Below are 26,608 nucleotides of genomic sequence, written 5' to 3'. Positions count from 1 at the left end.
AAAAACTTTCAAAATGAAAATTATTAAAATTTTACCCTTTACATTTCTATTCCTTTTTACAGCTTGTGCCGAACTGGCACAAATTGCACAACAAACACTTGAAGAAAGCCAGGGGCAATCGTTAACCCGGACCGAGATTGTTGCCGGGCTAAAAGAAGCACTTGTTGTTGGAACAAACAAATCGGTAGATATTTTAGGGCTTACCGATGGCTACTACAAAGATGAAATGGTAAAAATTTTACTACCGCCTGAAGCCGATATGATTGTAGACAACGTCAGCAAAATTCCGGGAGGCCAAAAATTGGTTGAAGATGTTTTGTTGCGAATTAACAGAGCGGCAGAAGACGCAGTTTCAGAAGCCAAACCCATTTTTATAAACAGTATAAAAAGTATGACCATTACCGATGCTATTGGGATACTGAGAGGAGCCGACAATGCCGCAACACAATATTTACACAATACGACTTACAATCAGCTTTTTGCTTTGTACCGTCCAAAAATAAAGGCTTCAGTAGACAAAAAACTGGTTGGAAATGTATCGACAGGACAAAGCTGGGATTTGCTTACCGGAAAATGGAATGAAGTTGCAAATTCAATGGTTGGAAAAGTTGCCGGCTTTAAACCCGTTGAAATCGATTTAGATGAATACCTGACACAAAAAGCACTCGATGGACTATTTCTAAAAATAGAAAACCAGGAGAAATTAATCCGGGAAGATCCGGCTGCAAGGGTCACTGATATTTTAAAACGTGTATTTGGTTCAGTTAACAGCTAAACTCAAACTGTTGAAAATATTTTTAGATTCTAAAACATGTTCCATTGAAAATTTTAATTTTTATTGTTAATTTCCAATTGCCAAAGATGAATTAACTGATGTAGGTTTTCATTCAGGCAAAAAATTAACTCATTAAATAATTACTGCCATGCGACTTGAATTTGTACGAATTGAAGAGGCAAACGACCTGGTAAACCAACTGATTGAGCACCATCCGCAAGCCATTTTTTTAACCGACCACGACTTTAAAGTCAAATATTTTAACAAATCTTTTCAAAAGCTTACAAAAAGCGACAAAGGTGATATTATTGACCACGAGTTTTGCGAAATAATGGGATGTACACAACGGGGAACCGCTGTTACCCGCGAAAGCAATTTCTGTAAAAAATGCCAGATGCGCGAATTGCTTTCCGGCGGTAATCTTTCAGAAGTGGCGCTAATTCGGGAATTTTACATCAACAATAAAATTGTAACCAAACACCTGCACATCGATACACACCGGGTGGTAATGCACGGAGATAAATATCGTTTGGTAGTAATTGAAGATCGCACACGCAAGCACTAAACGGGTTGTAGCAGGTAATGATTAAATTTTTTCGAAGAATCAGACAAAAGTTAATCACTGAAAAAAAAATCAGTAATTACCTGCTCTACGCATTTGGAGAAATCATTCTTGTGGTTATCGGAATTTTAATTGCACTTGCCATTAATAACAGCAATCAAAAACGAATTATAAGAGAAAAAGAACAGGTATACCTCATTGGATTAAAAAATGAATTTCAAACCAGCAAATCAAAACTACAGAGACTTATTGAGGTAAACTATAGTAATTTTGAAGGTGCAAAAAAGATCGTTGAATATATATCCGATAAAAATAAACAACCGGATGAAAGTGAATTTTCAGAATTGCTTTACAACACTTTTGCTTTCGACATTGCTTTCAACCCTAATAATTCGCTTCTGAATGAAATGATAAATTCGGGAAGCTTAAAAGACATTTCAAATCCCATACTTAAAACATACCTGACAACCTGGATTTCGACACTGGAAGATATCGCCAAACAGGAGAACGACCTTGGTATTCAAAGGGAGAAAGTCCTCGATATGTTTCGAAAAGAATCCAACAGCATCAGGACTATCTTTGATTTAACAGATGTATCCGGTAAAGAATTAGGGTTACCACCTGGAAAAAATAACAATAGCAACCTGAATCTCCTGAATTCCAAGGAATTTGAAAATAACATTCTTATATTTATTCTTACAACCCGTGCTACAGAATCAACTCACTACAATCCGTTAATGGAGGAACTGGATGCCATTCTGGAAATAATTGATGAAGAGATAAAAGGATAAAGAACAGCAAATTTTCGCCAAACAATTAAGTGTACAACTTTTCCAGTTGAGATAGAACTATCTCAACAAATCAAGCAAAGACCTTCCGCCGGCAAGACACCCTTCCTTTTTGTTTTCACACTCACTCCCTCTTTTTTCGCGTTCGCTCCCTTTTATTTTCTTCAGGCAAGAAAGCACTCTACTTTTGAATCATTGAAAAATAATTAAAAACTCAAAAAACAATTAAACAATGAAAACAAAAGTATGGCTAACAATTGTATTATCCGGATTACTGTGTTTAACAAGCCTGGCACAGGAAAAGAAAAACTACATCTGGAGTTACGAGGGAAAAAAGAGAACCAACACCATTGGTCTGTATGGCAGCGTATCCGGAACCTATTCAACGGTTATGGATAATTCTGCAAACTGGTTGGGCTACAAAGCTGGTTTGGTTTTTAACCAACACTGGGGAATCGGTTTCGCGGGAAGTGCTCTGAATTACGATAAAAATCTCGATCGGCTGGTTGCGAACGGAACTTACCGATTGGAGGCCGGTTATTCCGGTTTGTTTCTCGAGTACATTGTTCCTTTAAAAGACAAAGCAAAACTTTCTTTCTCTTGGACAACCGGAATGGGACTTGCACAATATGTTTACAACAAAGAGTTCAAAGAAAACAAATTGTGGTATGAAGAAATTATTGATCAGGAACGTTTTGCTGCCAATGAACTTGCGGCAGAATTTATGTTCCGGTTGGCCGGAAACTGGTGGTTGGGTGTACAAGGAAGTTACCGCGACACATCGCCTGTAGAACTTATTGAAACTGCCGACGACATATTTGAACAATTTAATGTAGGCATATCCATAAAATATGGCATTTTTTAGACTTTATCATGCAGTCCTGGAAAACCATTTTCAAGGCTGCATCTTTCCAAATATTACTTTTATTGTTTGATACAAAATGGTATAATTTTCTATTTTTACTCTTATTAAGAAATCAAATTCCGGCATGAGCTTTACAACTGTAAATCAACTTTTCCCTTTTCGAAAACTTCTTAACTTTTTGCTGGGAATTTCTGTCGGAGTCCAATTGGTTATCATTTTATACAATCACTATTCGGGTTATGCAATAATTGAAGGTGCAACACATTTTTTAATCCGCCTTTCCTTTGGCTCGCTTCTCAGTCTTGTTGGCGGTTTTATGTTGGCTTATCCCAATTTGTTCCTTATTCATTTTTTGAACAAAAAATTGTCATGGCACAAAAAAATCTTTTTGCGAATAACGGTTCAGTTTCTGTTTGCGTTTCTTCTGGCCGTTTTCATTTCAATTTTTGTTACATTAATTTCAAATGCAGTAAGCCCGTTTACCAACGACGATTTAAATTCAATTCTTTTTTATAACGCGTTAATTACAGTTGGAGTAAACATTTTGATGATGATTTCTCTCGAAGCCTGGCTTTATTTTAATGAAAGTAACCGTTCAAAAATAAAAGCCGAAAACCTTGAAAGAGAACTCTCGCAAATCAAATTTGAAGTATTAAAAAGTCAGATCAATCCGCATTTTATGTTTAACAGCTTAAATGTTCTTTCCGGATTAATTGATAAAGATGTAAAAAAAGCCCAACGATTTATCGATGAGTTTTCAATGATTTACCGCTATGTTCTGGAAACTATTGAAAAACCGGTTGTGTCGCTTAACGAAGAATTAAAATTTATCCGCTCGTATATTTCTCTTCAGCAAATGCGTTACGACAATTCATTATATCTTGATGTTGATTTGCCGGGTGAATTTTTAAAAACGTATTTACCGCCACTATCGCTGCAGGTAACCATTGAAAATGCTATTAAACACAACATTGTCAACACTTCAAATCCATTAAAAATAGAACTTTGTGTCAAAGATAAATGGCTGGTAGTGCGGAACAACTTGCAACCCAAAATCTCATCCGGAGGTTCTACCGGATTGGGACAAAAAAATATGATAAAACGTTATGCAATGATAAGCGAACAGACTCCAAAATTTATGGTTAAAACCAACTTCTATGAAGTAGAACTACCCTTGATAAAACCAGAAGAAATATGAGAGTAGTTATAGTTGAAGATGAAACAGTGGCTGCCGAACGGCTTGGAAAAATGCTGGAAGAAATCGCCCCCGACTTTTCAATTGCAGCTAATTTAGGCTCTGTAAAAGAATCAGTAAAGTGGTTTTCAAAAAACCAGGCCGATCTGATTTTTCTGGACATCCAGCTCTCTGACGGAATAAGTTTTAGTATTTTTGAACAGGTTCAGGTCAACACGCCCGTTATTTTTACAACTGCTTACGACCAGTATTCGATAAAAGCTTTTGAACTGAATAGTATCGCCTATTTGTTAAAGCCAATTCGAAAGGAAGATTTGACCCTTAGTCTTCAAAAATACAAATCGGTAAAATCCGCCTTTACTATCGACTTCGAAAGTTTGTTATCTGAAATAAAAGGTACTCAGCCGGAATTCAAAAAACGTTTTATCATTCAAATCGGTCAAAAAATAAGGATGGTAGAAACTGCCGCAATTGCCTGGTTCAATGCCATAGGAAAAAACGTCTTTATAAAAACATTCGATGGCCAATCTTACCCTGTTGAATTTAGTCTCGACAAACTGGAAACGCAACTCAATCCAAATCAGTTTTTTCGCATCAACAGGAAATATATCGTCAATTTGAATGCCATTGAAAACATGACAGCCTGGTCGCGAAGCCGGATAAAACTAAAACTGAAACCGCCGGTGGAAGACGAGATTGAAACCGTGGTAAGTGTCGATCGGTCTCCTGTTTTTAAAAAATGGCTGGATAAATAGATGTTTAAAAATTTGTTCCTATGATAATTCCGTTTTATACCCCTTTTGAAAAATACCTCGAAAAATCAGAAGATTGCTATTTATATGATACTGAAGGAAAAAAATACATCGATTTTGAATCGGGTGTTTGGTGCGCAAATCTGGGGCACAATCATCCAAAAATTAACCATGTAATAAAAAACCAATTAAAAAAATCAATTCACCAGGGATATCTTTTCAGAAACAGGCAGGCTGAAAACCTTTCAGAAAAAATAGCACAAAAAACCGAATTAAAAAACGGGAAAAGTGTATTTCTAAGTTCGGGATCTGAAGCTGTAAACCTTGCCATTACTTTGGCCAAACAAATTACAGGCCGGGATAAAATTCTTACGACAGATATTTCATACCTCAGTGCTTACGGAGACGGGCAAAATTCACAAAAAAACAACAATTTAATCGTTATTCCTTTTAACAATAGTTATGCAATTCAAAATATCGATTTCAGTCAAATTGCAGCACTTGTAATAGAAACCGGAGGCGCATCGCTGGGAATTATTAAATTTCCTGATTTTCAATTTATCCAAAAACTGGAAAAGCAAGCAAAACAAAATGGTGTAATTGTTATCGCAAATGAAGTAACCACCGGAATGGGACGCACCGGGAAATGGTTTGGATTTCAGCATTACAATGTTCTCCCCGACATGGTAACTACAGGAAAAGCATTGGGTAACGGATACCCTGTTAGTGCAGTTTCTGTTTCGAAAGAGATAGCAAAAGAATTTGATGATGCTCCTTTCTGTTATGCACAGTCGCACCAAAACGATCCGCTGGGTTGTGCGGTTGCGTTGGAAGTTTTCAGAATAATGGAAGAAGAAAACCATGTTGAAAAAGGAGCCCTCACCGGAGTATTTTTCAAAAAAGAACTGGAAAAAGTGGCTAAAAATCATTCCGGTACAATAAAGGAAATCAGGGCACGAGGAATGATGCTGGCGTTGGAATCTCAAAAAGAGATAAACTCAGAAAAAATCCACAGTCAGCTTTTTGATAATGGTTTTGTTACGGGAAACAAATTTAATACACTTCGTTTTATGCCACCACTCACATTACCCCAGAAAGACGTTAATCAACTGATAAAAAGTATTAAAGAGACATTACAGTTATTGAAATAGTAAATTGTTTCACAAGCCGTTACAATATCTTTTAATTTTTATATTTTCACGCATTTTCAAAAATGCTACTTTTGTATTCCTACCCTTGAAAACAAATGTTTTTATAAAAACCAAAAACAAATTATTGAAATGAAGAAACTGCTGCTGTTTGCGACCATTGGCACAATTGTTTTATTTTCCTGTCAAAAACCAAATCAAAAAATACAAAACCCAAAAGAAAATTTGCCAATTCCGGATTTAGCTCAATTTGTCAATCCTATGGTTGGCACAAAAAATATGGGCCATACCTACCCCGGGACTACAACTCCGTTTGGAATGGTTCAGTTAAGCCCGGAAACCAATATAGAGCCTTACTCTATTGATGGAGAATATAACGGAGAAACATACCGCTACTGCTCAGGTTATCAATACGACGACCATACTATTTTTGGTTTTGCTCATACGCATTTTAGCGGAGTTGGCCACTCCGACCTGGGTGATTTTCTGGTGATGCCAACAACAGGTGATCTCATTCTTAATCCGGGTGAAGCCAACAAGCCGGGAAGTGGTTATCATTCACAATTCTCACATGAGACAGAAACAGCAGAACCGGGCTATTACAAAGTCCATCTTGAAGATTATGATATCAAAGCAGAACTAACGGCCAGCGACCGTGTGGGATTTCATCAATACTCATTTCCGGCGTCAGAGGATGCCCACATTATTCTCGATTTGGTCTACAACATTTATAATTACGATGAAAAAAATGTGTGGACTTTTATCCGCGTTGAAAACGACTCTCTGGTAACCGGATTTAGGCAAACCAAGGGATGGGCACGAAATCGGAAAGTTTATTTTGCAATGGCTTTTTCAAAACCTTTTGAGACCTACGGACATAAGAAGTACGACAAACTCAGCTACAACGGATTTTACCGTCGGTTTGAAGAAGAGGAGAATTTCCCGGAAATGGCAGGCCGAAATATTCGTGCATATTTCAATTTTAAAACTCAAAAAGACGAAAAAATAAAAATAAAATTTGCTCTTTCATCAGTGAGCACCGAAGGAGCAATAAAAAACCTCAGAGCTGAAATACCGGGCTGGAATTTTAAACAGATAAAAGAAGAAACGCGGCAAAAATGGAACAGAGAACTTGCAAAAGTGCAAGTGAAAACTTCAACTCCGGAAGAAAAACAAACGTTCTATACCGCCATGTACCACAGCATGTTAAGCCCTATTATCTACGAAGATGTGGATGGCCAATACCTGGGACTCGACCAAAATATTCACCAAAGTGAAGGTTTTACAAATTACACCATATTTTCATTATGGGATACTTACCGGGCACTGCATCCGCTTTTTAATATCTTTCATCCACAAAAAAATAACGACATGGTTAAATCGATGCTGGCCCATCAGGAGCAAAGTGTGCACCACATGTTACCGATTTGGAGTCATTATGGCAACGAAAACTGGTGTATGATTGGTTACCATGCTGTTTCAGTTATAGCCGATGCTGTTGCAAAAGGAAATACAGATGCCGACCTTAATAAAACCCTTGATGCGTGTATAAGCACTTCAAATGTGGGTTATTTTAACGGGATCGATGAATTTATAAGGAACGGTTATGTATCAGAAGAAAAAAGCGCCTATTCAGTTTCTTTAACATTGGAGTATGCTTATAACGATTGGTGCATCGCACAGATAGCTCAAAAACTTGGCAAAACAGAAGTGTATAACCAATACTTAAAACGTTCTGAAAACTTTAAAAATATTTACGATAAAGAAATTGGTTTTATGCGGCCAAAACTCAGAAATGGTGAATGGCGCAAAAATTTCGATCCGATGGATACACATGGTCAGGGTTTTATTGAAGGAAATGCATGGAATTATGGTTTATATGTTCCACACGAAATTGATACAATGATTGAAATGATGGGGGGAAAAGAAAAATTCGCCCAGTCGCTGGACAAAATATTTACGACTGAAATTGCAGAAAAATATATCGAAAATAACGAAGATATTACCAGAGACGGTATTATTGGGAATTACGTTCATGGAAATGAACCGGGACACCATATCCCTTATCTATACAACTGGACCGGCCAACCATGGAAAACACAGGAACGTGTTCGAATGATTATGAAAACCATGTACAGCAGCAAGGAAGACGGTTTGTGTGGCAACGATGACGCCGGCCAAATGAGTGCCTGGTATATATTTAGCTCGCTTGGCTTTTATCCCGTTTTGCCCGGTTCCGACGAATATTCCATAGGCAGCCCCATGGTAAAAAAAGCGAACCTTTATTTAGATAATGGAAAAACGTTGGTAATCAATACTAAAAATCAAAGCCCTGAAAATGTGTATGTTGAAAAAGTAGAAATCAACGGAAAAGAAATCGATGGACTCACTTTAAAACACAGCGACATTATGAACGGCGGAGAAATTAAATTTTATATGACAAATACACCGGCAAAATAGAATTCCAAAATATAGTATTCAATTAAATAATTCCCGGGATTCGTTTTTTTTGTTTTCAAAACTTCAGACATTCAAAATCCCCGGATTTATTTGTATAATCTCCCTTGCCAGGTATCTCTTTCTTTCAGGCGTTTCTCAACTTTAGCAACAAACTCAAAATTTTTCAGCCCCCATTTGGGAGCCAGCAACATGTCGGGTGGCGCCTGGCTGATAAACCGTTCCACAATAATCTGTGGACTTAACAACTCAAGGTAATCAACGACCAGTTCAACATATTCTTCTGCTGAAAAAAGAAAAAATGAATCGGGTCTCTCGCGGTATTGCTTTTCGAGTATGGTTCCTTTATGAATCTGAAGCTGATGTAATTTTAAGTTTTTAACCGGCAGTTTTGAAATAATCTTTGCCTGTTCGAGCCAGTCGGAGTGGTTTTCACCGGGAAGCCCTAAAATCATATGAGCACAGTTATTAATCCCGCGTTTTTCGGTTTGTTCCAGCGCCCAAACAGAATCAGCAAATGAATGTCCCCGATTGATTAGTTCCAGCGACTTATCAAGATGCGACTCTACCCCAAACTCAACCATTACATAGGCCCCTTTACTCAGCTCCGACAAGTAATCCAGCAATTCTTCATCTATCGAATCAGGGCGGGTTGAAATTACCAAACCAACAATTTTAGGATGCTGAAGCGCTTCTTCATAAAGCCGTTTTAAATCCTCCAGGGGAGCATAAGTATTTGTATATGCCTGGAAATACGCCAAAAATTTCATCGCATCGTATTTTTTGGCAAAAAAATCCACACCTTTTTGAATTTGATTTGTAACGCTGTTTTCCAGGTTACAGTAGGTTGGTTTGAAGGTTTTATTGTTGCAGTAGGTACAACCACCTTTCCCTTTTAATCCATCGCGGTTCGGACAGGTAAACCCTGCATCGATGGAAACCTTCTGCACCCTTTCCAAAAACTTGTTTTTAAAATAGGTCGGAAAATCGTTGTATCGTTTTTTATGATTCCAGAAAAAATTCTTGTCCGTCATCCCATCAAATTAACAGCGCCAAAAATAAACAAAATAAGTCAGTATCAACCGATTCAGAAAACTGTTAACAAAATCTTGAAAACTTTAGTCCTTACAGGCTGTTATTCGTATAAAAAACCGGAATCTTATTTTTATTTTTAAATATCAAAAAACATGTATATGTTCTCTGAAAAAGACAAACTACAAATACAAAATCGCGGAAGCAACATTGAAATTGTAAATCAGCAGATTGAAAAATTCAAAAAAGGTTTTCCTTTTTTGCATGTTGAAGAAGCTGCTTCTGTTGGCAAGGGGATTATTCAACTCGACCAAGAAAAACTTCAAAAAAATATAAAACGTTACGAGGCAAAAGTAATATCTGGTATCAAACCACTGAAATTCGTGCCGGCTTCCGGTGCAGCCAGCCGGATGTTTAAAGCGCTTTTCGAGGCTCTGGAAGAGTGTGAGACTTCGAAAACACCCGAGGAAGTTTTAAAAGAAAATAAAGCGGTAAAACAATTTGTTGACGAGATAGAAAAGTTTGCTTTTTATCAGGAACTCAAAAACAAAATCAGCGAAAACAGCGAAGAAGAAAGTTGTAAAAACCAGGTAGGATATTTGTTGAGTGAAAAAGGATTAAATTACGGCTCGCTTCCCAAAGGACTTTTAAAATTTCATAAATATAAAAATATTGACCGTACTCCTTTTGAAGAGCATCTGGCAGAAGGCGCAAAATACGCAAAAGACAGTGCGGGAAAAGTGCGACTGCATTTTACGGTCTCGCCCGAACACCAGGAAAGTTTTGAAAATCTGCTTCAAAAAATAAAAGAACCCTATGAAAATGAGCTGAGCGTAACCTTTGAGATTTCATTTAGCCAGCAAAAACCATCGACCGATACAATTGCTGTTGATTTGGAAAACGAACCGTTCAGGGAAGCTGATGGTAGTTTGTTATTCCGGCCGGGAGGTCACGGAGCTCTGATTGAAAACCTGAATGATTTGGATGCCGACATTATTTTTATAAAAAATATTGACAATGTTGTTCCTGACAAACTAAAAAAATCCACAATAGATTATAAAAAAGCATTGGCCGGCGTTTTGTTAAAATACCAGGAAAAAATTTTCCTTTACCAAAAAGAGCTAAACGAAAAACATCCGGTGGCGCTGGATCATGCATTTTTGGCGGAAGCTGCCAATTTTCTGGAAAACCAGCTCAACACAAAACCGGCAGAGAGTCAGTATTACACTGAAAAAGAACAACTTTATCATTATTTAAAAGAAAAATACAACCGCCCTTTGCGGGTGTGCGGGATGGTAAAAAACGAAGGTGAGCCGGGTGGCGGGCCATTCTGGGCAAAAAATCCGGATGAGACAGTTTCGTTGCAGGTTGTGGAAAGCTCTCAAATTGACCCGAATAGTATGCAACAGCAAACCATAATATCGCATGCCACGCATTTTAATCCTGTTGACCTGGTTTGCGGAGTAAAAAATTACAAAGGTGAAAAATATAACCTGCTTGAATATACTGACCCGGCAACAGGCTTTATTTCTAAAAAATCGAAAGACGGGAAAAATTTGAAAGCGCAGGAGCTTCCGGGTCTTTGGAACGGAGCAATGAGCAACTGGAATACGCTTTTTGCAGAGGTTCCGATTGAGACATTTAACCCGGTTAAAACTGTGAACGATTTGTTACGAGAACAACATCAATAATATAAAATTGTCCGTTAATTCATTGGAATTATTAATTTCGCGAATTCATTGTTACGCAGATGAACGAAGAAGAGAGGAAAAATTTTAGCAGTGAGGAAGATATCAGTGAAGCCCTGAACCGTTTTAAACGTTCGCTGATATCGGGTAATAAAAAATATTTCGATGTTTCTGAATTTGAAGGAATTGTAGAACAGTTGCTCGAAGAAGGGGATATAAACGCCTCAGAAATAGCAGCGCGGCAGGGTATTCAAATTCACCCCAACGCAGTAACTCTCCACTTAAAATATGCGCAGGTCTTATTGAGTAAGGGAAAAATTGAAGACGCAATAAAACACCTCAATCTTGTTGAAAAGATTGAATCTACCAACCCCGATGTGCACCTTATAAAAGGTTCGGCATGGTTGGTTTTGGGCGATGAACCTAAAGCAGGGCGTTCATTCCGAAAAGCCATAAAGAGCGCGGGCAAAGAAGTAGATGACATTTTGTATCATATTGGGGCGGCCTATGTTCAAACCGGTGATATTCCAACTGCCATTCAGCACTTTGAGCAGGCACTGATTGCCAATCCAAAAAATGAAATGGCACTTTATGAACTTGGATTTTTCTGCGACCAGCAGGGCGACTACAAAAAAAGCGTTTCGTATTATAATCAATATCTCGATATTGATCCGTTTAATTATTCAACCTGGTTTAATTTAGGTATCACCCAAAATAAAGCAGGTAATCATGACAAAGCAGTTGAAGCATATGAATTTGCTCTCGCGCTGAACGACGAATTCCACCAGGCTCTTTTTAATATCGCCAATGCTCATGCGAATGCCGGCAGATATAAAGATGCCATTAAAAAATATTTTGAATATCTAGAGTTTGAGCCGGAAAACGACGATGCTTATTGTTATATAGGCGAATGTTATCTGAATCTGGAAGATTATACAAAATCAGCAGAACATTATCAGAAAGCCATTGATATTAACGAAGATAATGATACTGCCTGGTTTGGTGTAGGCTTAATTATGTGGGTGGAGAAAAAATTCCCGGAAAGTATTGTTTTTATCAAAAAAGCATTGGAGATTGACGATTCCAATCCAGAATACTGGCTGACGCTTTCAAAAGTATACAACGATTTCAACCACAAAAAGAACGCGGTTAAAGCGTTAAAGAAAGCTGTCAAACTGGAGCCGGAAAACAGCGAAATATGGCTAACATGGGCTGACGTATATCTGAACTTTGAAGAACTCGAAAACGCCATTCAGATTTTAAAAGCCGCAATAAAAAAGAACGGTGACGCGATATTAAAATACCGTTTGGTGAGTTTATATCTTGAAAACAAGGATGAACCCGATGCTTTTGAAATGTTGAACACTGCAATGAAACAGGACTTTCTTCAAATCAACCTTCTTTTTGATTTTTATCCCAAAGCTCCTAAAAACAAGCGACTTAAAAAACTGGTCGATGAATTTCGGAAGGCCAATAATTTTGAATAAGTGTTATCTAAATTTAATTATTCATTATTAAAGGTATCGGAATATCAGTAAATTACTTTCCCGGATTACCATAATATATCTTTGCAAAAAAGTTAAATATGTGGGCTTTTGCAGGACTTCTTTCCGCCCTTTTTCTGGGTATTTATGACATTTTTAAAAAGACATCGCTAAACGGAAATGCTGTTATGCCGGTTCTCTTTTTTTCCACGCTTACAAGTACAGCACTATTTTTACCGGTTGTAATCGGGTCAGGCCTCTTTCCTGATAAGTTCACTGCGATTGGGCTTTTTGCGCCTTCACTTACCCTTACTGAACACCTGCAAATCATACTAAAATCTGCTATTGTAGTCTCCAGCTGGATCCTGGCTTTTTTTGCAATGAAACATCTGCCAGTTACTATTTTTGCGCCGATTCGCTCCACTGGTCCGTTATGGACATTAGCCGGAGCATTGCTTATTTTTCAGGAAAGACTTAATGGTTTGCAATGGGTCGGCGTTTTACTAACCCTCATCTTTTTCTATCTCTTTTCAACCGCCGGAAAGCTCGAAGGTATTGAATTCAGAAAAAACAAGTGGATTTACCTTATCATTGGTGCAACTATTTTGGGGTCCATCAGCGGATTGTACGATAAATTTATTATTTCGCGCATAGATAGAATTGCGGTACAGGCATGGTTTTCATTTTACCAGGTAATTATTTTGTTTCCGGTTTTGGCGGTTTTCTGGTTTCCCAACCGCAAAAATACTACAAAATTTCGTTGGCGCTGGACAATCCCGCTGATAGGAGTCACCCTGGTGGTTGCTGACTTTTTATATTTCTACGCATTAAGTTTGGAAGGCTCTATGATTTCGATGATCTCAGCACTGCGCAGAAGCAGCGTTCTGATTACCTTTACTTTAGGCGCGTTGCTTTTTAAAGAACAAAATCTAAAAAGAAAAGGTAGTTATTTAATTGGAATTCTTGCCGGCATTTTACTGATTACTTTGGGAAGCCGCTAGTTTTTATTATTTCCAAAACTCAAACATTTTACCGTCTCTACCAAAAACCGGATCGTTTTCAGGAAGCTTTACTTTTGAAATATTTTCTTTTGCAGGTTGAACTTCTTCCGCTTTCCCGTAATTCATATCCCACTGTTGTCCATCCGGGTAAGCGCCAACCACAGCGAAACCGTCACCGGAATCAATTCTTTTGTGTGCCGTTCCAACCGGTAAAACCACCAGATCGCCTTTTTCAATCCGTACTATTTCGCTACCCGACCCGCCAAGTTGAACCTCTGCCCAGCCGCCGTAAACACCCAATGCTTCGTGCGCCGTACTGTGGTAATGCTGAAAATTATAAATACCATTTCGCCACGAACCGCCCCAGTTGTTTTCATCAAAAACTCTTTCGATGTTCGACGCAGGGTCTTTCCCTTCAAAACGAAAAACATCTTTATACAATAATACAGGCAATCCGGAATTATTGGGAAAATTTCCGTTTTCTTCGAGTTGTAAAGTTTTCACTTCCGCCTCCATATTTTTCTGAGCGTAGGATTGTATCATACCAAAAACAATAATAACAGTTAAAATCTTTCTTAAATTCATTTTTAAACGATTTGAGCTTTTTATTTTTCATAACAATTTATGGTAAGTTTTTGTTATTTTGGCACCTCCAAAATTTAAAGACAAAAATCTCCGTGAATTTTGAGTGAGCTTTGCTGAAAATTTAACCGCAGAGAACACAAAGGAGAAAGGGAGAAACGTAAAATTTAATATGAACAGAACAACAAAAGATTACCTTGTTTTGGTTTTAAAAGGAATGGGAATGGGAGCGGCTGATGTGGTTCCGGGAGTTTCCGGCGGAACCATCGCATTTATTACCGGAATTTATGAAGAGTTAATTAACTCAATAAAATCCATCAACTTAAATGCACTAAAACTTATTCTAAGCGGAAAAATCGCAGACTTTTGGAAAGCCATTAACGGAACTTTTCTGGTATGCGTTTTATTGGGAATCGGAATCAGTGTTTTTTCGCTGGCAAAAGGATTGAAGTATCTGCTTGACAACCATCCTGTTTTGGTATGGTCTTTCTTTTTCGGATTAATTGTCGCTTCGGCAATTTATGTGGCAAGAACGATAAAAAAATGGAATATTCCGACTGTTGTTGCAGGTATTGCGGGAATTATCGTTGCTTATTTCATCACCGTAATTACACCCGCGGAGGCCAACACAACCACATGGTTTATATTTGTTTCAGGTGCTATTGCCATTTGTGCCATGATTTTACCAGGAATTTCGGGGAGTTTTATTCTTGTTCTGCTTGGGATGTACAAGTTCGTCCTTGATGCTGTTGGAAATCTGCAGATAGCCGTGATTCTTACCTTTATGGTGGGAGCAGCCATCGGAATTATCACTTTTTCAAATATCTTGTCGTGGTTATTAAAAAAGTTTCATAATCAAACCATTGCTGTTTTGGCCGGTTTTATGGTGGGTTCATTAAATAAAGTCTGGCCCTGGAAACAAGTTACCGAAACTTTTACAGATCGGCACGGAGAAATAAAACCACTGGTTGAAGTAAATATTTTACCGGGAACCTATGAACAAATTACGGGAGACAATGCTCTTTTAGTTGGTGCAATTTTATTGGCTGTGGCCGGATTTGCCATTATTTTTATAATTGAAGGATTAACAAAACCAAAAAAAACGAATTAATACAGATGAAAAGATACGGATTAATCGGCTACCCGCTCACCCATTCATTTTCAAAACGTTTTTTTACAGAAAAATTTGAAACCGAAAAAATAAATTCAACATACGAGAACTTTGAGATTGATACGATTCAAAAGTTTCCGGAGATTATAAAAAATAACCCCGAAGTAATTGGTCTCAATGTGACCATTCCGTATAAAGAACAGGTCATTCCTTTTCTGGATGATTTAAATGACTCGGCACGAAAAATTGGCGCAGTGAATACGGTGAAAATAATCCGTTCGGACTCGGGAGTTTATTTAAAAGGGTTTAACACCGATACCTTTGGTTTTGAAAACTCCTTAAAACCATTGTTAAAAGAGTATCACAAAAAAGCGCTGATACTTGGGACCGGCGGAGCCTCAAAAGCTTTAAAATACGTTTTAAATAATCTTGGAATTGAGTTTATTTCTGCTTCTATTGAAGAGTTAAAAGAAAATGAAATTCGTTACCAAGAGATTGATGAACAAATGATGACGGAACGAACGGTAATCATCAATGCAACTCCACTTGGAACCTACCCAAAAACGGAAACCTTTCCTCCCATTCCTTATGAATTTATAGGCGAAAAACATTTGCTGTTTGATTTGGTTTATAACCCTGAAATAACACAGTTTATGAACAAAGGAAAAGCCAGGGGAGCCGCTGTAAAGAACGGATACGAAATGTTGCTCGGCCAGGCATTAAAGTCATATGAAATCTGGAATAGTAAAGAATAGATTGGAAATTATTTATGGAAAAGAAGAAAGTTCTGTTTGTTTGTTTGGGCAACATTTGTAGATCGCCCAGCGCCGAAGCAGTATTTAAAGGAATTGTAAAAAAAGAAGGGCTGGCAGAGAAATATGAAATTGATTCTGCAGGAACATCGGGCTGGCATGCAGGTGAACCTGCCGATCGCAGGATGAAACAACATGCGGTAAAACGCGGATATGATCTGACAAGTATTTCGCGAAAATTTAATCCTGATGTTGATTTCGGGCATTTCGATTTGGTTATCGGGATGGATGATCAAAATGTTGAAGCATTAAAATCGATGGCGCAAAACAGTGCCGATATAGCGAAGATTCATAAAATGACTGATTTTGCCAGAGAATGGAATTACGAGGAAGTTCCCGATCCATATTATGGCGGAGAAGAAGGTTTTGAGCTGGTTCTCGATTTACTGGAAGACAGTTGCAAAGGATTACTAAAAAAACTGGAATAAGCTAAAAATTATTCCAGTATATCCACTTTTATAGCAACAATCCCGGGATGTTTTTCAAAATTATCTGAAAGCTTCTGTATATTCATTTTTCGTGTTACCCCCACCAGGAATATAATTTTATCAGTGGCCTCATTAATATTTCGTTCAAAACCGGTTGACATAATTCGTATATCCTGACTCTTCAAAATTTCTTTCAGAACCTGTATGTCAGAATCTCTTTTTTTTACGTACAACTCTATTTTCCGGATTGTTCTTTCTTTAAAAACACGCTTTTCAAATAAATTCATTACTGTTAACGCAAACAGAATCACGACAACACCAATAAATCCGATAATATACATACCGGCCCCAACAGCCAGTCCAAGCGCTGCCATTGCCCAAATTGAAGCTGCCGTTGTCAGACCTTTCACATCAGCTCCAAATTTCAAAATTGCTCCCGCCCCTAAAAATCCAATTCCTGAAACTACCTGCGCCGCTATACGGCCAGGGTCTCCGTTTTGAAAATCGGTAAATGTTTGCGGAATAAAAATAGAAATCAACATCACTACAGTTGAACCGATACTTATCAAAATATGCGTCCGTAATCCTGCTGGCTGATCGTGAGTTTCACGTTCGATACCAATCAGCATACCGATCAAAAAACTAACCAGAATTCTCACCAGAGCAACTTGCCAGGTAATCTCGGTTGTTGTTAATACTTCGTTGATGTAATCCATTTAAATTCTTTTATCAACCTCCAATTTACAAATTAACGCTTTGATATAAAATATGTCTCAAAAATTATTGCTCCAACTAAGTGAGGGCAAAAAAATACCGCCTGATTTCAACAATCAAACGGCATTTATATTTTTACTGAAAATTTACTATTCAAAATGATAAAGAAAGGTTACAAAAGCGTCATACGCCGGTTTCTTTTGTCCTTCAATTTCAACAACAATTTTTACCTGAATTTTGGCAATACCACGCAAATTACGGATATCGTTCAACGAAACAATTGCGCGGATTTTGTCGTTTACCAAAACCGGCTGCTGAAATCGCAGTTTCTCAATTCCATAATTTACAATCATTTTTATATTGCGTACATCAACAATAGAATACCACAAATAAGTTAACATCGAAAGTGTTAAATACCCGTGTGCAATTGTACTTTTAAACGGCGATTCTGTTGCCGCTCTTTCCGGATCAGTATGAATCCACTGATAATCGAGTGTAGCGTCGGCAAATTTATCGATTTGATCCTGTGTAATCTGGATATATTCTGAGGTTCCGATTTCTTTTCCTAAATAAGATTCAAACTCTTCGTAGCTGTTAATGATTGTTTTTCCCATTTGACAAATTTTTGATGATGCAAATTAAAGTTTTTAATTGTACTGACCCCCAATTTTTGTTTGACAAACAGGAAATTTAAATAAGGTTTTATAAAGTCAAATTGAATTTTTAGACGCCTCGTTCTATTTTTTAGTCAAATTTCAAATAATCCACTCTTTTTTTTCACCTTTGCAAATACAGTCGAGCTATGAAAAATCTTTTACGTAGTACCACATTTTTGGCAATTTTTGCATGCTGGCTTTGGTCAACAGCTTTTGTTGGTGTAAAAATTGGATTGCAATATCAAACTCCGTTTCAATTTGCAGGTATCCGTTTTTTTATATCCGGTATTCTCATTTTTATTTATTTTGGAAAACCGCTCAAATTCTTCCGGGAGCTAAAAAGGCACTGGAAGTTTGTACTACTTTTAGCCGTCGTACAAATTTTCACACAATATGCGCTCTTTTACAGCGGCTTAAACCTCGTCCCCAGTTCACTCGGAGCAATGATAATTGGTTCATCTCCGCTTTTTATTGCACTTGTGGCTCATTTTACTTTCCATAACGATAAGATGACACCATTAAAAACGGCCAGCATTTTAATTGGTGTTACAGGAATTGCCATCATTACACTTGGACGCTCAAAAGTTAAAATGAAAGGCGAACTGGAGCTTCTTGGAATCGGGTTATTGTTATTGAATAATCTGGTTTCCGGATATTCAAATGTAATGGTTTCTAAATATTCAAAAGGAGTTTCCCCGATAGTATTAAGTGCAACTTCTCTTTCCGTTGGCGGATTTATGCTTTTTCTGATTTCTATCCCGATAGAAGGAATTCAGCCCGGACCTTTCCCGCCAGCTTATTTTTATGCCCTAACCTGGCTTAGTTTCTTATCAGCTGCAGCCATTACAATTTGGAATACTCTTTTGCAACGCCCGGGCGTAAAAGTTTCGCTTTTAAATGTGTGGAAATTTCTTATTCCTGTCTCTGGCGCAATTCTGAGTTGGATTATTATTTCAAATGAACATCCGGACCTGTTTTCAATCGTTGGAATGAGTTTTATTGCGCTGGCATTGCTAATGCTAAATTACGCAAACAGAAGAAGATTGAAAGCGCTGCGAAAAGAGATGGCAGCAAACAAATAATACCCGAAAAGACGTAGTAGCTTCTTTAAAAGAAAAATCCCGTAGAAAATTCCACGGGATTCAATAATATAATATTCTATGATTTACCAAATTACAGGTCGCTGTTCCTGCGTACGATACAATTTGTCATCCGGTTTAATATTAAAGGCTTCATAAAATTCCGGAACATTAAAAGTAGCTCCATTTACACGAAACTCACCCCACGGATGTACATCTTCCTGAACCAAACGCAACAAAGCCTTTTCTCTGATTAATCCCTTCCAAACCTGTGCATAGGAGAGGAAAAAACGTTGAATGTCGGTAAATCCATCGATATCTTTGGGGGCAGGTTTTCCTTCCCTGCTAAGTTTATATGCTTCAAGCGATACTGTTAACCCACCAAAATCTGCGATGTTTTCACCAAGCGATAAGTGACCGTTAACATGCACACTGTCGCCTACAGTAAAATCACTGTACTGATCCACTAACAGTTGTGTACGATTATTAAACTGTTCCGCATCTTTTGGTGTCCACCAGTCAATCATATTTCCGTTTTTATCAAAATTTCTTCCCTGATCATCAAAACCGTGTGTCATTTCATGACCTATAGCCATTCCAATAGCACCATAATTTACGGCATCGTCGGCATTGGCGTAGAAAAACGGCGGCTGTAATATTGCAGCAGGAAAGGTAATATCATTCATCAACGGATTATATCCGGCATTTACTGTTTGCGGCGTCATCCCCCACTCCGACTTGTCTACAGGCTTACCAAATTTATCCAACTGGTCGTAATAGGCAAAATAATTGGCCCGCCTTACATTCATTACATATGAATCGGGTTCTATTTCCAGTTGTGAATAATCTTTCCACTTATCAGGGTAACCAATTTTTACTCCCATTGCTTCAAGTTTGGCAAGAGCAGACTGTTTGGTCGAATCCGTCATCCAATCGAGGTTTTCCAGCCTTAAACGAAGTGCTTTTTTCAAATTCCCAACCAATTCTTCCATTTTTGCCTTGTATTCAGGAGGAAAATATTCTGCTACATACAATTCACCCAAAGGTTCGCCAAGTGCACCATTGGCAAAACCAACAACTCTTTCCCAGCGAGGTTTTATTTTTTCACTGCCGGAAAGAAATTTGGAATAAAAATCAAAGTCCTGGTTCACAAAATCAGAGCTTAAAAATTCTGCTGAACGATTTATCAGGTTCCATTTTAAATACACCTTCCAATCATCAAGCGAAACATCCTGCATCAATTCGCCAACTTCCTCAAAAAAAACAGGCATACCAACAATAACATCGCCAAAGTCGGTGTCGCTGATATTGTTAAAGTAGCGTTGCCAGTCGAATCCGGGCGCCACTTCCGATAGTTGTTCCAAACTCATTTTATTGTAGAGAGCTGGTATATTTCTCATTTCAACACGTGTTTTTGAGTTCTCGGCCAAACGTGTCTCAATATCCATTATGGTTTCAGCATTTTCCTTCGCCATTTCCGATTCAATACCAGCCAACTCAAACATTTTTGCAACGTGTTTTACATATTCCTCCCTAATCTCTATTGAACGTTCATCCTGATTTGTATAGTAATCACGGTCGGGCAATCCAATACCAGCCTGCATCAGGTAGTACTTGTAAATTTTACTGTTCATCAGGTCCTGCATTACACCGCCGTTAAACAACGGATCCAAACCGTATGTATGAAAACGGGCGACAGCATCCTGAAAATCTTCACTGGTTTTGATGTTTTCAATTAAATCCAGTTCGGGTTGAAGCGGGCTGATTCCCTGCGATTCAATCTTAACTGTATCCATTGCTGTCACATAAAAATCGCGTATTTTTTGTGCTACGCTACCTTTTTCAGTATCAGCTTTTTGAGCCACTTCTTCCAACAATGTTTTTACATCGGCATCTCGTTTCTTTCGCACAATATCAAACGACCCATAACTGGAACGGTCTTCCGGAACAGAATTGTTTTTAATCCAGCTTCCGTTTACATATCTGTAAAAATCATCTCCGGGCTTAATCGACAAATCCATATAATCTGCCCGAATGGATGGTTCAGTTTTCTTTGTGCAATTTGTAAAAATCAAAGCGGCAAAAGTAATCGATAAATACATTGCCACCACTGAAGTTCTTTTCTTCGATTTCATTTTTATATTTATTCTGAAATTAAAATTTATAACAACCTATTTGTTCCAAATGTTGGATTAAAATTACAATTCGGGTATCTAATTTGTCTTCTGAATGATTATTAAACGGCACACACCTGGAGCGATTTATTAAACTGAAGATAGTTAAAAAAAAATTGGAGAATGCCAAAAGTGGTAGCACTATTTCAATTTCACTGCTTTTAGCATTTGCGATTTAAATATTGATTTTTTATCGGGAATTAACCTAAAAAAGTAAAGTCCGGAAGGTAAACTCGCAAGCGAAATACCAACTTGCGCATTGAAACTTTCTATCCGAATAACTTTTATTTTTACGCCTAACTGATTGAAAACTTCAAGTGTAAACGATTCCTGTGCCAGGTATTCATCTCCAAATTCAATAAAAATTTCTGACATAAAAGGATTTGGATAAATAAAAGCATCCATTTCCTCTAACGATTTTGTACTGTACGGAGAGCCTTTAATCTTCTCCGACGCTCTCCAGCTCGACCACAGAGCATTGTCAAGATCCGGATTTATTAATTCGAGCGAATAACCATCACCATCAGCCAGCTCAGGCCAGGGAGTTGTATCGGAATAGGCAACAGAATCAACCAATTGATCAAACCTGTTTGTCAGATAGATGGCTTCTCCACTGTTGCTCAAATTTTTCTGAAACTGACCAAAAGCACTAAATTTATATACTCTGGAAAATAAAACGTTGTCGTTGGTAAGCACAAGTCCTGCACCGGGATTTATATTCTCATCGGTACGGAACATATAATTAATTCCGCCGGAAAATCTAAATCCTCTTAAATTCACAGGATTATCACCAAAATTCATGATTTCAATAAATTCAGGATAACCATCGTCCGGATGATACATTATTTCGTTGATAATAATATCTTTTCCGTATACATCATCAAATACAAACATCTCCTCAGCAAGTGCGCTCCAGGTTTTATCTGCAACAGAGTAAAACCGAGCCTTTAGCAAGGACGTATTTCCAACAATAATTTTGTCAGAATACGCAGTTCCGTTTACTCCGCCGCCAACATTTCTTGGATCGGTACCATCCAAAGTAAAATATACTTCACCCAAAGATTCATGTTGCGAATTTAAGGTTATCTCGATTTCTCCGTCTTCCAGGGTATTTGCCTCAATCTCCGGAGGCAGGTATTTCGGAAACAAATTATTGCTACTTTTTCTTAATTGTCCTATAACAATATCTCGCCTTTTGGGAATGTAATCATCCAAAATTCTGTTTACTTCCTGAATCCAAAAATCTTTTTTTGTGTAGGTTGTTCCCGAAACGTCTTTACGATAATCTCCCCACCGGGCTGACTCCAGAATGATTGCATTTTCAATCTCACTTTTGCGAAACAAAAATCGTTTTCTGAAATTTTCAGGTGTTAAAGCTCCATCGTTAAAAAGATGTTTGTACACAGCATCGGCAAACATCATCCTGTACTCCTCATTTTCTTTTAACAAGCTGTGAATTTCCGTGGGCCCGCCTTCGTTGTTTTTCCCGGTATTGTCGTAGTTTACATCAGCAAAACGCATAACGAGTTCCGAATCCCATGGATAAAATCGAAATCCGTCTGTGGTTGTCCGGTCTCTTCCAGCGTAAAAATTCTGGTGTGCCCAGTCGTAATTTCCCAGATAAAAATTCAACAGCATGTAATCGATAAAAGCAGGAATATCGAGGTATTTCTCAAAATCCGACAACTGTCTGACTTCCGAAAAACCATTCCGCGCGCTCGTAAGCATAGTCGTGTAAAAACTATTTGTTCCTGCTACAACTGTATTCGGATTGTGTTTTATTACATCAAAATCTTCTCTTTTAGCATCGAGGTGTTCTGCTAAAAAAGCGTCATCGGGCCTTTCGTGTAAATTACAAATTCCCCAATACAACCCGTTTAGATACAAATGAAAATACATTCCGTGGAAACTTAATCCACCCATATCGTTTTGCAGGTCTGATGTTAACTGGTCGTGCAGGTAAAGTGCATGAAAACGTTGATCTTCGTCGGTTGGATGAATCCACGTGGAATTTAACATCGCATCAACCACCAGTGTATTTATCGAATTTATTTCTGAATCAGGGAAAAGTTTATATTTCAATTTGGTTGGGCCATACATTTCTTTAAACAGCAGTCTCATCGATTGTTTAGGTGATTTCCAGTTTACAATACTTGTGCCACCCTGGTTTTGCACACCACAAGAAACAGCAAAACTTTCTTCTGTATCTTCCTGAAAAATGAACTCTGCAGTTACGGCCTTTGCCCGGGAAATATCCGAATTCGGATATCCCACATACATACCGGTATCCGGATTAAACCAACTATTTATATCCATAGTCAACGACAATGACGGTAGCTCTGAAAAAGCCGAATCAATTGCCGATACGTATTCCGGGTCGTTAATAACTTCCGGATCCATTTCATAGTCGGCCGGTATGGTTTTGGAACCGCTCCAGACTACAGGAAATCCACTTGGATTTTTGGATTGTTTTTTAACATCGGACACAAATAAGTAGGAGTTTGTAACCATTTCAGAAGTATTGGTACCGAAAAAAGCAATAGCCCTAATTATGGTTGTTGAATCAATCAGAATAGGCCCGGAATACACACTACCGTTATTCATCGTTGGTTTGGAACAGTCGGTGGTGAAAATTATTGTCGATGTCGGAGTCGCTGATAAAGAAAGGTAAAAAGCCTCTCTGTAATAATTTCGCGAATGACTAAATGTAAGAACTGGATTTTCGTCTGAAATTTCAGAAACGGCTGACTTTTCTAAAAGGGAATCCGACTCGCTCGCCCATAAACCTAAACCGGCAAACTGGCAGAAAAAAACGATACAAAAAGCGTGAATATTTTTCAACACAATCAGTGCTGTTCTTAATTTCATAAGCAAAGGTTAATTGAGCCTGCTAAATATAATAGAAATTTAAAAAAGTTTGCTAATGGGTTAACTTTCGAAATTGTTTGTTGTTAGTAATTGAAAGCAAGTTCAATTTAACGTTGTTAACTATCAATCACTTACTGTTTCTTAAACTAAACAATACGATTTAACCGAACTGATGATGCCACGAAACATAAAGAAAAAACCGGGAATAATCGGATTTTACTGCTTCAAAGGAAAAAAAAGATTAGCTCTGATTATTACCGTATTAATTATAACCTGTTTTACTAACTGCCGAAAGGAAAATGATTTTCAACGCTGGGAAACTTACCGAGGTGATTCAGGTGCAAACGCTTATTCTTCTCTTTCTCAGATTAATAGAGAAAATGTGGGCAAACTAAAAACAGCCTGGGTTTTTCATAGCGGCGACGCAAGAGAAGGAAACCGTTCAACCATAGAGTGCAATCCAATAATTATTGGCGAAGTAATTTATTTAACATCGCCACAATTAAAACTTTACGCGTTGAATGCAGCCACTGGCCAAGAATTGTGGATGTTTAATCCCTACGGAAATGAAGGAAGCCGGGGCGTTAACAGAGGCGTTTCCTATTGGGAAAAAGGCAATGATAAACGGATTTTATTTCCTGCGGAAAACCGGCTTTATGCCATCAATGCGGAAACAGGAAAACCAGTGCCAACATTTGGAAAAGCCGGCTACATTGATTTAAGGGAAGGGCTCGACAGGGATACCAGCAAAATATACGTAACAGCAACCAGTCCGGGAATTATTTATAAAAATCAAATAATAATCGGGCACGGGACATCAGAAACAGATGGTGCCGCTCCCGGATTTATACGGGCCTTTGATGTAAAAACCGGTGATTTGATTTGGACGTTTCGTACCATTCCTCAACCTGGTGAATTTGGTTATGAAACCTGGAAATCTCCCGATGTTTGGGAAAGTATGGGAGGAGCAAACGTCTGGGCCGGATTTGCATTGGACAAAAAACGAGGTATTGTTTATTGCCCCACCGGTTCTGCTGTACCCGATTTTTATGGTGGTTACCGCAAAGGGGAAAACCTGTTTGCAAATTGTTTACTCGCGCTCGATGCAAAAACCGGTAAACGGCTATGGCATTTTCAAATGGTGCATCACGACTTGTGGGATTACGATTTGCCGTCAACACCCAATTTAATTACCATAAAGAAGAATGGAAAAACAGTTGACGCCGTTGCGCAAATTACAAAAATGGGGCATGTATTTGTTTTCGACCGCGAAACCGGCGAGCCAATCTTTCCTGTCGAAGAAAGAAAAGTTCCCGCAACGGATGTGGAAGGAGAAGAAAGCTGGCCAACGCAGCCTTTTCCAGTTCGTCCTCCACCGTTTGTAAGACAAAAATATACTGAAGAAGATTTGCCAAACATCTCGTCAGAATCGCGTGATTTCGCAATACGCAAACTCGACTCGGCAAGAAATGAAGGAATATTTACTCCGCTAAGTTATGAAGGAACCATTGTTTTTCCTGGCTTTCGGGGAGGTGGGGAATGGAGCGGTGCATCGTTCGATTTTGAAACTGGAATCCTCTATGTGAATGCAAATGAAATACCTAACCTGGTTTCCTTAAGAAAACTGCCAAATACAGCATCACAACAAACAGCAATATCTCCGGGAGAAAAACTCTATCAGCTAAACTGTGCACTTTGCCATGGCCCCGAATTGCAGGGACGAGAAAAGTTTCCTGCATTAAAAGACATAAATAAACGGATGAGCGCAGGGGAAATGAAAATAATACTTGAAAATGGCAAAGGAACCATGCCCGGATTTCCTCAATTGGAAGAATTTGAACGTGAAGCAATCGTTGCATTTCTGGAAGGAAAAACTATCGATGCATCAAATAACCAGCTCGTGGCAGAGTTGAATCAGGAAGAAACTAAAAATCCAAAATTTGCTCACTCAGGTTATGCTCAATTTAGAGATGAGCAAGGTTATCCTGCAGTAAAACCACCATGGGGAACTTTAAGCGCCATTGATATAAACAAGGGAGAAATATTGTGGCAAGAACCATTGGGTGAATTTCCTGAATTAACGGCAAAGGGAATTCCGCCAACAGGCACACAGAATTTTGGCGGCTGTTTGGTTACTGCAGGAGGATTGGTTTTTATCGGGGCTAGCGCTGATGAAAAATTCAGAGCTTTCGATAAAACAACCGGCGAAATTTTGTGGGAATATAAATTGCCTTATGGTGGTTATGCAACTCCATCAACATACTCGGTAAATGGAACCCAGTATGTAGTAATTGCTGCCGGTGGCGGAGGAAAAGTAGGCACCAAATCGGGAGATGTTTACATTGCTTTTTGTCTACCTGAAAGCAATTAAGGATGGTCTGTTTTTATCATGAAAACCAAAATTAAAGCCGACTTTTGGGAAAAAACCGGCTTTTAA

Annotated in this window: 22 protein-coding genes; 16 read left to right on the top strand and 6 right to left on the bottom strand. The window is 38.2% G+C overall.

All coding sequences use genetic code 11. From position 1 onward, the window contains the following. The first annotated feature begins 13 nt into the window (after positions 1 to 13). From GM418_RS20885 to GM418_RS20850, 8 genes are all read left to right on the top strand, one after another. Positions 14 to 775 carry a DUF4197 domain-containing protein gene (locus GM418_RS20885; protein ID WP_158869169.1) on the top strand — a complete coding sequence of 254 codons (762 nt, stop codon included), beginning with the start codon at positions 14 to 16 and terminating at the stop codon, positions 773 to 775. A 148-nt stretch (positions 776 to 923) separates the two neighbouring features. Further along, positions 924 to 1,340: a PAS domain-containing protein gene (locus tag GM418_RS20880; protein WP_158869168.1), complete on the top strand. Its 417-nt coding sequence runs from the start codon at positions 924 to 926 to the stop codon at positions 1,338 to 1,340. A gap of 17 nt (positions 1,341 to 1,357) precedes the next feature. Further along, positions 1,358 to 2,128 carry a hypothetical protein gene (locus tag GM418_RS20875; RefSeq protein WP_217447545.1) on the top strand — a complete coding sequence of 257 codons (771 nt, stop codon included), beginning with the start codon at positions 1,358 to 1,360 and terminating at the stop codon, positions 2,126 to 2,128. 229 nt (positions 2,129 to 2,357) lie between these two features. Then, positions 2,358 to 2,990 (top strand): hypothetical protein, encoded by a 633-nt coding sequence (locus GM418_RS31705; RefSeq protein WP_246222755.1) that lies wholly within the window; start codon positions 2,358 to 2,360, stop codon positions 2,988 to 2,990. Between the two features lie 124 nt (positions 2,991 to 3,114). After that, positions 3,115 to 4,188: a sensor histidine kinase gene (locus tag GM418_RS20865; protein WP_158869167.1), complete on the top strand. Its 1,074-nt coding sequence runs from the start codon at positions 3,115 to 3,117 to the stop codon at positions 4,186 to 4,188. Next, the gene (locus GM418_RS20860) at positions 4,185 to 4,940 is read left to right on the top strand and encodes a LytR/AlgR family response regulator transcription factor (protein ID WP_158869166.1); all 756 of its coding nucleotides are present in this window, start codon (positions 4,185 to 4,187) and stop codon (positions 4,938 to 4,940) included. The genes GM418_RS20865 and GM418_RS20860 overlap by 4 nt, the downstream gene beginning before the upstream one ends. A 20-nt stretch (positions 4,941 to 4,960) precedes the next feature. Then, positions 4,961 to 6,088 carry a class-III pyridoxal-phosphate-dependent aminotransferase gene (locus GM418_RS20855; RefSeq protein WP_158869165.1) on the top strand — a complete coding sequence of 376 codons (1,128 nt, stop codon included), beginning with the start codon at positions 4,961 to 4,963 and terminating at the stop codon, positions 6,086 to 6,088. 129 nt (positions 6,089 to 6,217) lie between these two features. Continuing rightward, entirely contained in the window at positions 6,218 to 8,545 is a 2,328-nt protein-coding gene (locus GM418_RS20850; RefSeq protein ID WP_158869164.1) for a GH92 family glycosyl hydrolase, read from the top strand. A gap of 86 nt (positions 8,546 to 8,631) precedes the next feature. Here GM418_RS20850 and mnmL read toward each other — a convergent pair whose 3' ends face one another. After that, positions 8,632 to 9,576 carry a tRNA modification radical SAM protein MnmL/YtqA gene (gene mnmL, locus GM418_RS20845; RefSeq protein WP_158869163.1) on the bottom strand — a complete coding sequence of 315 codons (945 nt, stop codon included), beginning with the start codon at positions 9,574 to 9,576 and terminating at the stop codon, positions 8,632 to 8,634. Positions 9,577 to 9,735: 159 nt separating this feature from the next. Between mnmL and GM418_RS20840 the strand changes: the two genes are divergently transcribed. The 3 genes from GM418_RS20840 to GM418_RS20830 all read left to right on the top strand — a co-directional run bounded on the left by GM418_RS20840 (position 9,736) and on the right by GM418_RS20830 (position 13,747). Beyond that, positions 9,736 to 11,265: a DUF4301 family protein gene (locus GM418_RS20840; RefSeq protein ID WP_158869162.1), complete on the top strand. Its 1,530-nt coding sequence runs from the start codon at positions 9,736 to 9,738 to the stop codon at positions 11,263 to 11,265. A 59-nt stretch (positions 11,266 to 11,324) separates the two neighbouring features. Further along, positions 11,325 to 12,749, top strand: a complete 1,425-nt coding sequence (locus GM418_RS20835) for a tetratricopeptide repeat protein (RefSeq protein WP_158869161.1) — start codon at positions 11,325 to 11,327, stop codon at positions 12,747 to 12,749. 98 nt (positions 12,750 to 12,847) lie between these two features. Next, complete coding sequence (locus GM418_RS20830) at positions 12,848 to 13,747, top strand: EamA family transporter (RefSeq protein WP_158869160.1); 900 nt, start codon at positions 12,848 to 12,850, stop codon at positions 13,745 to 13,747. 6 nt (positions 13,748 to 13,753) lie between these two features. Here GM418_RS20830 and GM418_RS20825 read toward each other — a convergent pair whose 3' ends face one another. Continuing rightward, positions 13,754 to 14,332, bottom strand: coding sequence for a hypothetical protein (locus tag GM418_RS20825; protein WP_158869159.1), 579 nt, complete (start codon positions 14,330 to 14,332; stop codon positions 13,754 to 13,756). Positions 14,333 to 14,501: 169 nt separating this feature from the next. On the opposite strand from GM418_RS20825, the gene GM418_RS20820 reads away from it, so the two are divergent. The 3 genes from GM418_RS20820 to GM418_RS20810 are packed head-to-tail and all read left to right on the top strand — an operon-like array spanning position 14,502 to position 16,680. Continuing rightward, positions 14,502 to 15,440, top strand: a complete 939-nt coding sequence (locus GM418_RS20820) for a polyprenyl-phosphate transporter (RefSeq protein ID WP_158869158.1) — start codon at positions 14,502 to 14,504, stop codon at positions 15,438 to 15,440. A 5-nt stretch (positions 15,441 to 15,445) separates the two neighbouring features. Then, positions 15,446 to 16,195: a shikimate dehydrogenase family protein gene (locus GM418_RS20815; protein WP_158869157.1), complete on the top strand. Its 750-nt coding sequence runs from the start codon at positions 15,446 to 15,448 to the stop codon at positions 16,193 to 16,195. 14 nt (positions 16,196 to 16,209) lie between these two features. Further along, positions 16,210 to 16,680, top strand: a complete 471-nt coding sequence (locus GM418_RS20810) for a low molecular weight protein-tyrosine-phosphatase (RefSeq protein ID WP_158869156.1) — start codon at positions 16,210 to 16,212, stop codon at positions 16,678 to 16,680. A gap of 8 nt (positions 16,681 to 16,688) precedes the next feature. Here GM418_RS20810 and GM418_RS20805 read toward each other — a convergent pair whose 3' ends face one another. Next, positions 16,689 to 17,396: an MgtC/SapB family protein gene (locus tag GM418_RS20805; protein WP_158869155.1), complete on the bottom strand. Its 708-nt coding sequence runs from the start codon at positions 17,394 to 17,396 to the stop codon at positions 16,689 to 16,691. Positions 17,397 to 17,543: 147 nt separating this feature from the next. Beyond that, positions 17,544 to 18,008: a MaoC family dehydratase gene (locus GM418_RS20800; protein WP_158869154.1), complete on the bottom strand. Its 465-nt coding sequence runs from the start codon at positions 18,006 to 18,008 to the stop codon at positions 17,544 to 17,546. Positions 18,009 to 18,196: 188 nt separating this feature from the next. On the opposite strand from GM418_RS20800, the gene GM418_RS20795 reads away from it, so the two are divergent. Beyond that, on the top strand, positions 18,197 to 19,132 hold the full coding sequence (locus tag GM418_RS20795) for a DMT family transporter (protein ID WP_158869153.1): 936 nt from the start codon (positions 18,197 to 18,199) through the stop codon (positions 19,130 to 19,132). 83 nt (positions 19,133 to 19,215) lie between these two features. Here the strand turns inward: GM418_RS20795 and GM418_RS20790 are convergent, their stop codons facing one another. Both GM418_RS20790 and GM418_RS20785 read right to left on the bottom strand, forming a co-directional pair. Further along, complete coding sequence (locus tag GM418_RS20790; RefSeq protein WP_158869152.1) at positions 19,216 to 21,264, bottom strand: M13 family metallopeptidase; 2,049 nt, start codon at positions 21,262 to 21,264, stop codon at positions 19,216 to 19,218. A gap of 180 nt (positions 21,265 to 21,444) precedes the next feature. Further along, the gene (locus GM418_RS20785; protein WP_158869151.1) at positions 21,445 to 24,171 is read right to left on the bottom strand and encodes a CotH kinase family protein; all 2,727 of its coding nucleotides are present in this window, start codon (positions 24,169 to 24,171) and stop codon (positions 21,445 to 21,447) included. Between the two features lie 172 nt (positions 24,172 to 24,343). Between GM418_RS20785 and GM418_RS20780 the strand changes: the two genes are divergently transcribed. Continuing rightward, positions 24,344 to 26,542, top strand: coding sequence for an outer membrane protein assembly factor BamB family protein (locus GM418_RS20780; protein WP_217447544.1), 2,199 nt, complete (start codon positions 24,344 to 24,346; stop codon positions 26,540 to 26,542). Positions 26,543 to 26,608: the final 66 nt, after the last annotated feature.

The sequence above is a fragment of the Maribellus comscasis genome (assembly GCF_009762775.1).
Taxonomy (GTDB): Bacteria; Bacteroidota; Bacteroidia; order Bacteroidales; family Prolixibacteraceae; genus Draconibacterium; species Draconibacterium comscasis.
The sequence above is the reverse complement of the archived record's forward strand: the minus strand, read 5'-3'. Positions and strand labels throughout refer to the sequence as shown.